The 13,964-nt window shown below is 64.5% G+C and carries 13 protein-coding genes; 8 read left to right on the plus strand and 5 right to left on the minus strand.

What is annotated here, in order from left to right:
• Window positions 1-114: 114 nt before the first annotated feature.
• The 7 genes from G522_RS0109215 (at window position 115) to G522_RS0109245 (ending at window position 6,410) form a co-directional block, all read left to right on the plus strand.
• Window positions 115-615, plus strand: a complete 501-nt coding sequence (locus G522_RS0109215; protein ID WP_026790791.1) for a disulfide bond formation protein B — start codon at window positions 115-117, stop codon at window positions 613-615.
• A gap of 112 nt (window positions 616-727) precedes the next feature.
• The gene (locus G522_RS0109220) at window positions 728-1,327 is read left to right on the plus strand and encodes an SCO family protein (RefSeq protein WP_026790792.1); all 600 of its coding nucleotides are present in this window, start codon (window positions 728-730) and stop codon (window positions 1,325-1,327) included.
• 4 nt (window positions 1,328-1,331) lie between these two features.
• Entirely contained in the window at window positions 1,332-1,502 is a 171-nt protein-coding gene (locus G522_RS30010) for a hypothetical protein (protein ID WP_156886886.1), read from the plus strand.
• A gap of 1 nt (window position 1,503) precedes the next feature.
• Complete coding sequence (locus G522_RS0109230; protein ID WP_026790793.1) at window positions 1,504-1,731, plus strand: sulfurtransferase TusA family protein; 228 nt, start codon at window positions 1,504-1,506, stop codon at window positions 1,729-1,731.
• An 87-nt stretch (window positions 1,732-1,818) separates the two neighbouring features.
• Complete coding sequence (locus G522_RS0109235; protein ID WP_026790794.1) at window positions 1,819-2,742, plus strand: metal ABC transporter substrate-binding protein; 924 nt, start codon at window positions 1,819-1,821, stop codon at window positions 2,740-2,742.
• Window positions 2,743-2,946: 204 nt separating this feature from the next.
• Window positions 2,947-5,034: an alpha-galactosidase gene (locus G522_RS0109240; RefSeq protein WP_026790795.1), complete on the plus strand. Its 2,088-nt coding sequence runs from the start codon at window positions 2,947-2,949 to the stop codon at window positions 5,032-5,034.
• A 110-nt stretch (window positions 5,035-5,144) separates the two neighbouring features.
• A complete protein-coding gene (locus G522_RS0109245) occupies window positions 5,145-6,410 on the plus strand; it encodes an AGE family epimerase/isomerase (RefSeq protein ID WP_026790796.1) in 1,266 nt (421 codons plus the stop codon).
• A gap of 58 nt (window positions 6,411-6,468) precedes the next feature.
• Here the strand turns inward: G522_RS0109245 and G522_RS0109250 are convergent, their stop codons facing one another.
• Genes G522_RS0109250 through G522_RS0109260 form a run of 3 tightly spaced genes read right to left on the minus strand, consistent with a single transcriptional unit; the run spans window position 6,469 to window position 9,950 of the window.
• Window positions 6,469-7,419 carry an ABC transporter permease gene (locus G522_RS0109250; protein ID WP_026790797.1) on the minus strand — a complete coding sequence of 317 codons (951 nt, stop codon included), beginning with the start codon at window positions 7,417-7,419 and terminating at the stop codon, window positions 6,469-6,471.
• A gap of 11 nt (window positions 7,420-7,430) precedes the next feature.
• A complete protein-coding gene (locus tag G522_RS0109255) occupies window positions 7,431-8,960 on the minus strand; it encodes a sugar ABC transporter ATP-binding protein (RefSeq protein ID WP_026790798.1) in 1,530 nt (509 codons plus the stop codon).
• 57 nt (window positions 8,961-9,017) lie between these two features.
• On the minus strand, window positions 9,018-9,950 hold the full coding sequence (locus G522_RS0109260) for a substrate-binding domain-containing protein (RefSeq protein ID WP_051228475.1): 933 nt from the start codon (window positions 9,948-9,950) through the stop codon (window positions 9,018-9,020).
• 259 nt (window positions 9,951-10,209) lie between these two features.
• Here G522_RS0109260 and G522_RS0109265 point away from each other — a divergent pair, with 259 nt between their 5' ends.
• On the plus strand, window positions 10,210-11,682 hold the full coding sequence (locus G522_RS0109265; RefSeq protein ID WP_026790800.1) for a xylulokinase: 1,473 nt from the start codon (window positions 10,210-10,212) through the stop codon (window positions 11,680-11,682).
• A gap of 39 nt (window positions 11,683-11,721) precedes the next feature.
• Here G522_RS0109265 and G522_RS0109270 read toward each other — a convergent pair whose 3' ends face one another.
• Together G522_RS0109270 and G522_RS0109275 are read right to left on the minus strand one after the other, a co-directional pair.
• Window positions 11,722-12,735, minus strand: coding sequence for a carbohydrate kinase family protein (locus G522_RS0109270; protein WP_036838627.1), 1,014 nt, complete (start codon window positions 12,733-12,735; stop codon window positions 11,722-11,724).
• A gap of 2 nt (window positions 12,736-12,737) precedes the next feature.
• On the minus strand, window positions 12,738-13,766 hold the full coding sequence (locus tag G522_RS0109275) for a hypothetical protein (protein ID WP_026790802.1): 1,029 nt from the start codon (window positions 13,764-13,766) through the stop codon (window positions 12,738-12,740).
• Between the last annotated feature and the right edge of the window lie 198 nt (window positions 13,767-13,964).

Genomic DNA, 13,964 nt, shown 5'->3' on the forward strand with positions numbered 1-13,964 from the left:
CGGCCGGGGGCGCTTTCCCCTCCGACGGCCGACACTCAGCAACCCAATCGTCGATTGCACGGCTCGTTCCAAGGTGTTAGGCCGGACCAGCCGCATTTGACGATCAGGTGTTCCATGTCCGCTCCCGCCGCCATTCGTGCTCCCGGCCTCGCTTTTCTGGCCGGTCTTTGTGCCATTATTGCTGCCTGGGGCTTCCAAATCATCGGCGGCTATCTGCCCTGCAAACTCTGCCTTGAAGAGCGCCTCTTCTATTACGCCGGCCTGCCGATCCTTCTGATCGGCCTCCTCCTGTCAAAGCGTATGCCGCGCTTTGCCCGCCTCCTCTACTTCGTTGGCGGCGCTATTTTCCTCTGCGGTTCGGTGCTGGCGGGTTATCATACCGGCGCCGAATGGAAGCTTTGGGAAGGTCCGTCCGATTGCGGCGGTGCACCGACCGTGGTCAACAGCGCTGCCGACCTGATGGCAGCAGTAAAAGGCACCCGCCTCGTCTCCTGCTCGGAAGCGCCGGTCAGCCTGTTTGGCCTGTCGTTTGCCGGCTGGGACACGCTGTCGATGCTGTTTGTCGGCATCATGAGCTGGCGCGGCATTTTCGCTCGTCGCGATGCGTTGATCTGACGAGCGATAAATCGGGTGGTCGGTCATGGGACCAACCAGTAGGCGTTGATCGGTAAATACACTAGGATCATGCCTACCGGTGTTTGCTGGTCGTATCCGCTTGGGGGAAGACATGAAGGCTGTGCGCATCGTCGTCTGGCTGCTTGTGGCGGTGTTGTTCGGTGCCACCGGCTGGCTGGTGTTCGGCGGCCGGCTGCCTTTCATGGAAAAGGCCAGCATCGCTGCGAGCGACATCGGCGGCCCGTTCAGCCTCGTCGACATGAATGGCCGCGCTGTAACAGAGAAGACCTTCGCCGGGCGGCCGCATGTCATCTTCTTCGGCTACACCCATTGCCCGGATGTCTGCCCCACCACGCTCGGTGAATACGCGGCCTTGAAGCAGCAGCTTGGCCCGGACGCCGCCAAGGTCGACCTGCTGTTCGTGACCGTCGATCCCGAGCGCGACACACCGGCCGTGCTGAAGGACTACCTATCATCCTTCGGCGATATCGTGCTCGGCCTTTCCGGCAGCCGCGAGCAGATCGATGCCGCCATCAAGGCTTTCCGCATCTACGCTCGCAAGGTACCCGGCACCGACGGGGACTATGGCATGGACCATACCGCATCGAGCTTCATGTTCGGCGCTGATGGCCGTTTCCACGGGACCATCGCCTACATGGAAGACCAGGACAAAGCACTTGAAAAGCTCAAGACGCTGATCGCCGGGAGCTGAGCCGATGACCGACCAACGCGATACTCGCAAGGGTGCCGGCAAGGGGACGCGTCTCTCCGATTACCTGGCTTCGCTCGCCTTGCCTTTGGCCGTCATCGCCTTCGGCGTGGCACTGTCGGCCGGATCGGACAATGTCCGCGCCTTCGTCGATCTCTGCCGCTCCGCCCTTCCCTGACATGACCGAACCTTTGCGTCTCGACCTCAAGGGGCTCAACTGTCCGCTGCCCGTCTTGAAGACGGGCAAGGCGCTGCACGCACTCGCGCCGGGCGGTGTTCTGATCGTCGAGGCCACCGATCCGATGGCGGCGATCGATATCCCTCATTTCTGCCGGCAAAAAGGACATCGGCTGGTCGGCGAGGAAAAGGACGGCTCCGTCCTGCGATTCACCATCGCCAAGAGCTGAGAGGCGCTTCTCCAGCCCGGCGAGACTTGACAGCGTCTCCCGTCCGGTCCAACCATAGTTATGTTATAACATAACGTAGAGAGTCCGATGAACCGTCTCTGCCTCGCCTCCCTTCTTGCCATGCTCGCGGCTGGGCCGGCCATGGCCGCCGACCGATTGCCAGTGATCGCCTCCTTTTCCATCCTGGGCGACATGGTGAGCCGCGTCGGCGGCGACCGCATCACCGTCACCACTCTGGTCGGCGCCGATGGCGATGCCCACGTTTACGAACCGACGCCCGACGACGTGAGAGCGGTTGCCGGTGCCAAGCTCTTGGTCATCAACGGCCTCGGCTTTGAGGGCTGGATGGACCGTCTCGCCGAAGCCTCCGGCTACAAGGGACCGGTGATCGTGGCTTCTACCGGTGTCGCTCCTCGAAAGATGGCCGAAGAAGCCGGCCACGATCACACCGAGGCGGGCGGTTCCGCGGACCATCAGGGCATCGATCCGCACGCCTGGCAGGACGTCGCCAATGCCGTCATTTACGCGAAGAACATCGCTGCCGGCCTCGACGCGGCCGACTCCGCGGGCAAATCAGTCTACGACGCCAACGCCGCCGCCTATATTGCCGAGCTGGAAGCGCTCGACGCCGAGGCGCGCACCGCGGTGAGAGCGCTGCCGGCCGACCGGCGCAAGATCATTACCAGCCACGATGCTTTCGGCTATTTCGGCACCGCCTACGGCCTGACGCTCCTGGCGCCTGAGGGCGTCAGCACCGAATCCGAGGCATCGGCCGCCGACGTCGCCCGCATCATCCGCCAGATCCGAGACGATGCCATTCCGGCGATCTTCGTCGAAAACATCAAGGATCGCCGGATGATCGATCAGATCGCCGCCGAGACCCACGCCGTGGTGGGTGGCGAACTCTATACCGACGCGCTCTCCGCAGCGGATGGCCCGGCGCCGACTTACGTCGACATGATCAGGCACAATATCGGCACCCTGACCGAGGCGCTGACGCAGGGGCATTGATCCAGGGACGCGAATTGCAATTCAACAAGTAATTTCATGCTGACGGCAGGGAATCTCGGCTCAAATAGCTGATTTCCTGAAAATGCCCCTGGAACGCTGGACTGGGGACGAACTATACCGGCAGAGCGATGGCGATGGTGATGGCGCGGGGAATCTTGTGCCGCTCAATCGTCCTCCTCTGAACCAACGATCCGGGATTCGCCCATGCCGTCCACCCTCAGCCTTTCCGCCGGTCCGCTTTCGCTCGTTCTCGGCCTTCCCGACCGCGGCATGCCGGAAATCCTTGCTTTCGGTCGTGGCGCGGCGGCCCCGGCCTTCTGGCCGGACGTACCACGCTCGAGCCGTATCAACGGTATGGACGTCGACGTCCCGTCAGCCGTGTTACTACCGGTGACCGGTCTTGGCGCCTTCGGCTGGCCGGCCATTTCCGGCCACCGCGATGGCCGCGATTTCCTTCTCGATTTCTCCGGTTGGGCCGTCCGTCGTGACGGCAAGATCACGGTGCTCACGGCAAGCGACGCCGTTGCCGGCATCGACATCGAGATTTCGATCCTGACAAGCGAAGCCGGTGTGTTCGGCCTCTCGACCCGCCTGAGTTCCGTGAAGGACGGGGTCTACACCCTTGATCGTTGCATGGCCGGCAGCTTCCTACTGCCGGCGGGTGACGCCACTGCCACCCGCTTCACCGGTATGTGGGGACGGGAATTCCAGATTCGCCGCCATCCCTTCGCCCCCGGAATCACCTTGCAGGAAAGCCGGCGTGGCCGCACCAGTCATGATCGCCAACCCTACCTCGGCGTCGCCGTCGGCGCGGCCCGCTTCGCCTTCCACCTCGGCTGGAGTGGCAACCATCTCGTCGCCGTCGACACGCTCGACGACGGCCGCCGCCTCGTCCATCTCGGTGCGCTGTTCGAACCGGGGGAAATCCGCCTGTCCCGCAGCGACAGCTATCAGAGTCCCGTCGTCTATGCCGCCGAGGACGCGGCGGCGCTGCAAGCCTTCGTGCGTTCGGAAGTTCTCTCCTGGCCTGACGGAAAAATGCCCCCACGTCCGGTGACGCTGAACACATGGGAAGGCAATTACTTCGACCACCGCCTCGACTCCCTCAAGGCGCAGGCCGATGCCGCCGCCGCCCTGGGCATCGAGCGCTTCGTTCTCGACGACGGCTGGTTCGGCCGCCGCGACGATGACACCACCTCGCTCGGTGACTGGATCGTCGATCGTCGCAAGTATCCGGACGGCCTGAAGCCGCTGGTCGACCACGTCACTTCGCTCGGCATGCAATTCGGCATCTGGTTCGAGCCGGAAATGGTCAATGAGGAGTCCGATCTCTATCGCGCCCATCCAGATTGGGCTCTCAAGGTGGAGGGACGCCCGTTCCTGCGATCGCGCCATCAACAGGTGCTCGACCTGACGCGATCCGAAGTTGCCGACTATCTGTTCGACAAGATAGCGGCCGTGCTGTCCACGCTCGCCATCTCCTACATCAAGTGGGACATGAATCGCGATCTGACGCATGTCGGTGGCGCCGACGGCCGGGCGGTAACCACCGCTCAAACCCGCGCCACACATGCGCTGATGGCCCGCGTCCGCGCGGCCTTCCCGCATGTCGAAATCGAGAGCTGTGCGTCGGGCGGCGGCCGCACCGACTACGGCGCGCTTGCCAACACCCAGCGTGTCTGGACATCGGACTGCACCGACGCGCTCGACAGGCTGGAGATCCAGCGCGGCGCCAGCCTGTTCCTGCCGCCGGAAATCATGGGCGCCCACGTCTCGGCCAACCCCAGCCACCAGAGCGGCCGGACGCTGTCTCTGACCTTCCGGGCGCTGGTGGCGATGGCCTACCACCTCGGCGTCGAACTTAACCCGCTCGACATGACCGCAGCAGAGCGTACGGAGCTCGCCGGCTACATCGCCCTTCACAAGCGCCTGAGGCCGCTGCTGTATGCACCGGGCGCCAACTTCAATCTGGACCCGCGTGACGGCCGCTATGTCTGGGGGGCGATGACCTCCGACCACGCCGCCGTCTTCGTGGCGCAGGGGCCGACGATGATCGCCGAGCAGCCGGAGCCGCTGGTCCTGCGTTTGCCGGGCGCACCGGAGCAAATGTGGCGCATCGCTGCCGCCCACGGTGACTGCCCCACCGGCTTCATCCGGATGAGCGATGGCCAGATGAAACTCTTGTCCGGCGAGCTGACCTTCAGCGCCGCGTCACTGGCAAGCGCCGGCCTGCCGTTGCCGATGCAAAGACCGGAGACCGCCCTTCTGCTGGAACTGCGGCCCGCCCCGTAATCAACCATTCCAAACGAAAGGCGGGGCTCTGTGATCTCCTGAAGTTGTCCCGACGGCGGGCGGTGCTAAAAAAGAAGCAGCCGACGCATCGACGTTCGGGAGGAGAGGACATGCTCAAGGACTTGAAATCCGCTGCGCGCAGCCGTTGGGTTGAGCGTGCGCCCCACCGTTTGTGGCTGCTCGGCCGCGCCGACGCCCTGTTTTCCTTTTTCGAAGCCGGTTGCCGCAATCCCCTAGGCGGCTATTTCGAACTCGACGAAGCCGGGAAGCCGATGGCGCCGGGTGCCGACGGCGGCCTGCAGCCATCGCGCAATCTGCACATCACCACCCGCATGGTGCACGCCTTCGGCATCGCCTCGCTGATGGGCCGGCCGGGTGCCGATGCCGTCATCGATCAGGGCATGGATTTCCTCTGGAACGATCACCGCGACGCGGCGAATGGCGGCTATCACTGGGGTGTCGGCTACGGCACGCTGACCGATCCCACCAAGCAGGCCTATGGCCACGCTCACGTGCTCCTCGCCGGCGCGACGGCGAAGGCGGCCGGTCATCCCGATGCCGACCGACTGATCGCCGACGTCACCGAGATCCTGGTCTCCCGCTTCTGGGAGCACGATCCTGGTGCCGTCGCCGAAGAGTTCACCGCCGACTGGCAGCCGATCGGCGACTATCGCGGCCAGAATTCCAACATGCATCTCACCGAGTCGCTGATGGCGGCTTTCGAGGTGACTCACGACACGGAATACCTCAGAAAAGCCGAGAGCATCGCCGAGTTGATCATCGACCGCTTCGCTTCGCGCAACAGCTGGCGGCTACCCGAGCATTTCGATGGCAAGTGGAACGTGACGCTCGACTATGTCGGCAACCCGATGTTCAAGCCCTACGGCTCGACGCCCGGCCACTGGCTGGAATGGGCACGCCTGCTGCTTCAATTGTGGGAACTCGGCGGTCGCAAGCTCGGCTGGCTGCCGGAGGCGGCGCAGAACCTGTTTCGCCTCGCCGTCAGCGAAGGCTGGGACAGCGAGCGTGGCGGCTTCTATTACACCGTCGGTTGGGACGGCAAACCCTCGGTGCCCGACCGCTTCTGGTGGCCCTGCTGCGAAGGCATCGGCGCGGCTCATTTCCTGGCGTCGATCACCGGTGATCCGTTCTACGAGGCGTGGTATCGCCGCATTTGGGACTTCACCACGGACCACCTGATCGACCGGACGACCGGCGCCTTCATCCCGCAGCTCGACGCCGAAAACCGGCCGGCGACCAATCCCTTCTACGGCCGACCCGATATCTATCACTCGGTGCAAGCTTGCCTGATCCCTTTGCTGCCGACCTCCGGCAGTCTGGTTCATGGGCTGATGGCCGAGGGCATTCGGCTCTGAAGGACGGCAATCCGTCGTCTATCGAACGCCGTCGGCCTTGGCCGGCGGCGTTGCCACTTCAACCCCTCGCCTTGCCGATTGACGAGGTGGCAACGGCGAGCACGATGATCGAGCCGATCAGCACCTCGCGCACATAACTGTCGATGCTCATCTGGGTGAGGCCGTTGCCGAGTACGCCGAGGATCAGCACGCCAATGAGCGTGGCGAGAACATGTGGCTCGCCCTCCTCGCTCATGGTCATGCCGAGGAAGACGGCGGCGATGGCATCAAGCATCAGACCCGAGCCTTGCGTCGGGTTGGCCGACGCCACCCGGCTCGCATACATCAGGCCAGCCGCCGCCGCGCCGAGACCGCTGAGGCCGAAGGCGAGGAAGCGCAACCGCCTGACGCGGATGCCGGCAAGGCGCGCCGCTTCCTTGTTACCGCCGATGGCGTAGAGCCGGCGGCCAAAGGTCGTTTGCTCCAGCACGAACCAAACAACCAGTAGCACCAGCGCAGCGACGATCGTCAGGCTCGGCACGCTTACCGTATCCGAGAACGGAATGCCCGACCGGGCAAAGCCCGAGAAGGCCACGGGAATATCGCGCCCGAAGATGGTCTTGCCGCCGGAAACCAGGAAGGCGAGCCCGCTGTAGACCGTCAGCGTGCCGAGCGTCGCCACGAAGGGCAGGATACCGACATAGGCGACCAGCAAGCCATTGAGGAGCCCACCGGCCAGACCGATGACCAGCGCCAGCGCCACACCGGCTCCCACGCCATAGCCGTCGTGGAAGGCGAGCGCCGCCACAATGCCGGCCAGCGAGGCCATCGAGCCTACGGACAGATCGAAATCGCCCATCACCATGACGATGGTCATCGTGAAGGCGACCACCGCCAGCATCGATACCTGCTGGCTGATGTTCAGCCAGTTCTTCGCCGTCATGAACGTGTCGGGGATTTCGATCCAGAAGAAGACGACCACAAGGACGAAGCCGATCAGCGTGCCATAGGTCTTGAGCGCGGAAGCCACAGGAATTTCCTTCAGGCAGAGGGCACGGTCGGCGTGCCGAAGCACAGGGCGGCGAGCGCGGCCTGGTCGAGGCCCTCGGTGGAAACGGTGGTCGTCACCTTGCCGTCCCGGAAGACGATGACGCGGTCGGCCATATAGACGAGTTCCGGCAGATCGGAGGAGGCCAGCACCACCGCTTTGCCCTCGGCCGTCAGCTGGCGCAGCAGGGCATGAATGTCATAGCGGGCACCGACGTCGACACCGCGTGTCGGCTCGTCGAGCAGCAGCACCTCCGGCTTGCCGGCAATGACCCGGGCGAACACCACCTTCTGCTGATTGCCGCCGGAGAGCTCTCGCACCTTCTGCTTCGGCCCTTTCGATTTCAGCTTTACCTGCCGGCCCAGCTCCACCGCCTGTTCGGCCTCGGCCGCGCGATCGAGAACCAGGCCGAAGCGAACGAGATCGTCGAGATGCGGCAGCGACACGTTGCCGGCAATCGATGCCGACGATACCAGCCCCTCCTGGCGCCGCTCGCGCGGCAGAAAGGCAAGACCCTTGGCCCAGGCAGATACCGGCTCGTCGATCTTCACCGGCCGTCCGGCAAGGCTGATGGCACCGTCATGACCGCCATCGGCCCCAACAATCGCCCGGATGACCTCGCTCTGGCCGGCCCCCTCAAGACCGGCCAGGCCGAGGATCTCGCCCTTGCGAATCTCGAAGGAGACATCCTGTAGATAAGCTGTGGACAAGTGCGCAACGCTGAGTGCCACCTCGTCCGACACCGGGCTGAGGCGGGGCGGATATCCCTCGGCAAATCGGCGGCCGATCATCAGCTCGATCACCTCAAGCTTCTGAAGGCCGGCAATGTCGCGCGTCACCACCGTCAAACCGTCGCGCAGCACGGTGAGACGATCGGCCAGCTCCATCACCTCATCGAGGCGGTGCGAAACGTAGATGATGCCGGCACCTGCGGCGCGAAGCCGACGGATCACCGCGAACAAGCGTTGCGATTCCTCAGCCGACAGTGCCGCCGTCGGCTCGTCCATCACGTAAAGGCGGGCCGGTACGCCACCCTCGACGCTGGCATCCTGAAACGCGGTGGCGATCTTGACCAGCATCTGGTCGCCGACAGACAGGCGAGCCATTTTGCGGGCCGGGTGGATATGATCGACACCGAGACCGGCCAGCACGGCCGCCGCCGCGCGGTTGAGACCGTCCCAGTCGATCATTACCCCCCAGCGGCGCGGGTAGTCGCGGCCGAGAAAGATGTTCTCGGCCACCGACAGGTGTGGCACCACCGAGAGTTCCTGATGGATGAAGCGCAGCCCAAGGCGGAGGGCATCGGCCGGAGATGTGATGGTAACGGGCGCGTCGTCGATCTCGATCACGCCGGCGTCCGGCTTGACCACGCCGGCCAGAACCTTGATCAGCGTCGACTTGCCGGCGCCATTCTCACCCATCAGGGCATGGACCTCCCCGGCCCGCACCTCCAGCGATGCGCCACCGAGCGCCCGGGCGCCGGCGAAGCTCTTGTCGAGATCGCGGATCGAAAGCAGCGTCATGAGAAAAATCCGGGTCGGGAGGGGCGGCCATGCCGCCCGTCCGTCATGAGAGAGCCGTCAATCCTTGACGTTGTCGGCAGTGATCAGCTTGGTCGGCACGTAGATGACCGACGATTTCGGCGGCTTGCCAGCCAGTGTCTGCGCCACCGCCTCGGCAGCGGCCTTGCCGATGCCATGGAAGTCCTGAGCCATTGATGCTTCGAAGTTGCCGCCGGCGGCGATCGCCTCGCGCGCCTGCGGGTTGGCGTCGATGCCGGTGATGACGATACCTTCGTTCTGACGGCCGGCCGCTTCGATGGCCTGCAACGCGCCGAGCGCCGGCTGGTCCCAGGCGGCCCAGACGGCCGAGATCGAACCCTTGTCGGGATGGGCGGCGAGGATCGCCTCCATCTTGGCGCGGCTGTCGGCGATACCGCCATCCGAAACATCAGGTGTCACCCGGTCGAGCACCTTGATGTCGGGGTTGTTGCCGAATACCGCGTTGGCAATCACGCCGCGCACCTGCACCGGTGGGAAGGCGTCGAACACGAACATCACGACGTTGCCCTTGCCGCCGATCCGGTTGGCGACATAGGCGGCGGTATCGGCCGCCATGGCATAGCCGTTGGAGGTAACATTGGTAACGAGATAGGGGCTGGCGCCGGCATCCATGCCGACCACCGGGATACCGGCGTCCTTCACCGCGGCAAGCCCCGCTTCGACCTGCGCCGGGTCGACGTTGATCACCACCGCATCGACTTTCTGCGTCGCGGCATCCTCGAGGCGAGAGATGACGGCGGCCACGTCGCCCTTGGTGTCGATGACATTGACATCCCAAGCCTTGTCCTTGGCGGCTGCCTGGAAGGCTTCGACGTAGAACTGGGTGCCCGGCTGGGCGAGATAAGGCGTGATCACGGCGATCTTGCCAGCGGCCGCGGCGGTGCCGGCGGCGAACACGGCGGAAAGAAACAGCGCGGCGGCCGGAAGCCGCTTGCGGAGCGTAGCAGTCATAGGTGCGTTCCCCATTTTTCTCTTAGGCCGGTCGCAGGAGGCACTCGTCCCCTTATCCCCGCCAGCCAACGAACAGTTAGCAGCCGGCGGGACGCCATTCAACACGAAGACGGCCACTCATTGTTCGTTTGGAGACATCTCGGCCAAGCCAAGCACCTCTTCTAGCAAACGTTTTTGCGCGAAAGAGACAAACTGCGGTGGACAGACACGGACCGGCGTGATGATCTCGCCAACGCCTCTCAGCCTTGCGGATCTCTCCATGAAGACGCCTCTTCTCGTCGGCATCGACATCGGCACCACTTCGGTCAAAGCCACCCTGTTCGACGAAGGCGGCGCGGCGCTCCGGACCTTTTCCGATCCCTATCCCACGGCGCGGCCGCAAGCCGGCTTTGCAGAACAGAACCCGGATGATTGGACGAGCCGTGTCGCGACAGCGCTCGCCCAACTCTCCGACGGCCTGCAGCAGGGCGCGGTTACCGCCGTCGGACTGACCAGCCAAGTCAACACCCATGTTTTCATCGGGGAAGACGGCGAGCCCCTGCTACGGGCGATCACCTGGCAGGATGGCCGCGCCGGCACCGAAGCGGCCGAGCTCGACGCCAAGGTTTCCACCCAGGAGCGCATCGCATGGTGGGGCGCGCCGCTGCCCATCGACGCCAGCCATCCGCTCGCCCGTGCCCTCTGGCTGAAGCGGCACCAGCCCGATCTCTGGGCGCAGACGCGCTGGCTGATGGCGCCCAAGGACTATTGCATTTTGAAGCTCACCGGCGAAGTGACGGCAGACCCGATGACCGCCTTCGGTCTCATCGACCAATCGCTCGCCTACGTGCCTCATCTCCTTGACCTCGTACCTGGTGTCGCCGAACGCCTGCCGCCGCTCCGGGGCTTCACGCAATCGGCCGGTCGCATCCGGTCAGGGCTGCCACTCGCCGGGACGCCGATGGTCACCGGCGCCATGGACGCCTGGGCCGGCCTCATCGGCACTGGCGCTCTGCGTGACGGTGACTGCATGTATCTCTCCGGCACGTCGGAGATCGTCGGCCTGGTATCGAGCACACGCCATCCCGCCGCCGGCGTCGTCGCCTTTCCGACCTGCGAGGGCATTACCATGCACGCCGGTCCGACACAGGCGGGCGGCGCTTCGCTCGCTTGGCTGTCGAACCTCACAGGACGCGCGCCCTCCGAGCTGTCCGCTCTCGTTGCTCAAAGCGATCCCCACCGCCCGACGCCTTTGTTCCTGCCGCATCTTCAAGGCGAGCGCGCGCCGATCTGGGACATTGCCGCCCGTGGCGCCTTTGTCGGTCTCGACGGATCGATGGGGCCAGCCGACCTGACACGCGCCGTTTTCGAGGGGGTGGCGTCGTCGGTACGCTGGCTGCTGGAAGCGCTGGAGGCTTCGGCCGGCCGGCCAGCGACGAGCTTTTCAATGGCCGGTGGCGGCGCCGCCTCCGATCCCTGGTGCCAGATCCGCGCCGACATGCTGGGCCGGCCGATCCGCCGGCTCAAGACACTGGATGCCGGCGTGCTCGGCGCGGCGATCCTCGCCGGCGTCGGCGCAGGGTGTTTTTCATCCATCCCCGAGGCGGCGGACCAGCTGATTGTCACCGACCGTCTCTTCGAGCCCGATCCGTCGCGTCGTGAGCGAGTGGATTTTCTCTATGACGAATACCGCGCACTCTACGCCGCGCTGAAGCCGTTCAACGCAGCACGCGCCGCCTTTTCCGTCTGGTAGCCAAAGAAAATCCCGGCAGGGTGATCTGCCGGGGAAGTTTCAGGTCCGCCAACCCCATGTGTCTGCCAGCCGCAGTGTCTCCTGCCAGCCGACCACCGCGCCGGAGGTGGTGACCGAGCGCAGCGAGCAAGCCGCCGTAGCATGGGCGAGGGCCAGCGACTTCTCGAGCGGCCAACCCTCGTGAACGCCATAGATCATGCCGGCGGCGAACGCATCGCCGGCCCCGTTGGCACCCACCACAAGATCGGACGGAATGGCGCAGGAGGTCTTCCTGGCCACCACGCCTTCGCGGGTGACCGCGATGGCGAGTTTCGGCCAGTGCACTACCACCAGCTCCATGGCGCCGCCTTCCAGCACCTTGCGGGCCGCCGCCTCGCAAAGACTGGCGTCGGTCACCCCGTGACAGACGGTCGGAAGACCCGCGAGCGCGCCGATCTCCGTATCATTGACCACCACATAATCGAGATGGCCGAGGCAGGGCATCACCGTGTCCGAGAGAACGCGCGCCTCGAGACTGGCCAGTTCGATATTGGTCTTGAGGCCGAGCGCCCGTGCCTTCTTCAGCACCGTTACCCAACCGTTGTCGCCATTTGCCCAGATGCCGTCGAGCTGCTTGTGGAAGCCCGGCAGACCCAGGTGCAGGATACGCCCCGTCGTTGCCTGGAGATCGAAGTGATCCGGCGTGAGCGCAGCCGCCACCGCCTTGGAGAAAATGTGGGTGCGGCGGTGCGTTGTCGCCGAGGCATAGGCATCGGTGAACTGCGTCGGCAGCGAGCCATCGACATGCATTTGCCGATGGTCGATACCCGCCTCCTCGGCAATGCTCCTCAAAAAGCGCCCGCCCTCGTCATCGCCGACGATGGCAATGGTCTCGACCGGCATGGCCGGATCGAGATGGCGGATGTCGACCGCAAGGTTGCAGCCCGAGCCACCGCCGGCCAACTCCTGGGAGAGGATTTCGGCAATGCCGTCCTCCTCCGGCCAGAAGCTGATCACGCGGTTGTTGTCGACGCACCAGGTTCCCCCGGTGACGATGCCGCGGCGTGCCGGCATGATCAGGCGAGCCCGGCCTTGAGCGGCTTCTCGGTCACTTCGAGATCGGCGGAGAGCTCGCGACTCGGCTTGATGCCGGCCTTGGCCAACTCGCCGTGATAGGACTTCACCGCCTCGGCCGGTGACAGATCGCCGCTCGCCACCGCGCGCATGTGCTTGACCATGCTGAGCGGATCCTCGGCGAGATTGATCTTGCGGCCGAACAGGGCAACGCGAGCGCCGTATTTCTCGGACTGGAAGATCAGCTCGTAGCAGTCGCGCGTCGTCCCCGCGCCACCGCCGAGCACGCCGACGATGACGGTCGGATCGTAGGACGCCAGCTCTTCCATCGCCTTCGGACCGTTATAGGCGATCTTCAGGAATTCCGGACGATCGGCCTTGGTCACGCCGGCGAGGCAGCGGGCGATGCAGTCATTGATGTAGTGCGGTACGAGCTCGGCATCGATGCCGGTGTCGACGTTGGGATTGAACACTTCGAGGAAATATTTGAAGCCGTTCAGCGACGCCTCGTATCGGAACTCGGCAAACGCCTCGAGCGAGGCATAGTCGTGATCGAGATCGTTGTTGAAGGTCATCGAATAAAGGCCGAGGTCGGTGCCGACCAGCGGCGCGCCGGGCGCCGGGTCAACGGTGCCGGTGGTCACTCGCGAAATCGACGCGCTGCGGAACGGCCGCGACGGCTTCTTCGGATAGACGCCGCCGCGCACGAACCAGATGTCCGTAGTGTCGTTGGCGCGGATGGCCGGCTTCACCTTGGAGTTCTTGTAGACGCCCTGCTCGTTCAGCAGCTCGAAGCTGGAGGCCGACGTCAGCATGATGTCGACGACGTCCTGCTCGACGATAGCCTGAACGTTTTTCAGGAACTCCGGGCGTGTCTGGTAGCGGCCCAGCGTTCCGTCCTTGGCTCTGAGCGGGCCGGCGCCGGGAATTGACGGTCCCATGTCGGGGTCCTTGGCATCGGCGATGATGAAATCGGCGCGCGTGTAGGCGCCCGCCCGAATGCGAGCAAGCTTTTCGTCAAGACGGAACATCAGATCACTCCAATCAGCCGGTGCCGGACCCTCCCGGCCGCACGGCCCCACGTTTCCTCCGGCCATCCCACCCAATGGCTAGGAGGCGGTCCATTTTCTTGTTTTTGGGATGCGGTACGATCCGCGAGACCGTCGCAAACCCATTTGGTATGTTGTGACGATTCAAAGCGAGTGACAAGTCCGTTCTGCTTGAAAGAG

The sequence above is a fragment of the Pleomorphomonas oryzae DSM 16300 genome, assembly GCF_000422965.1.
Classification (GTDB): Bacteria; Pseudomonadota; Alphaproteobacteria; order Rhizobiales; family Pleomorphomonadaceae; genus Pleomorphomonas; species Pleomorphomonas oryzae.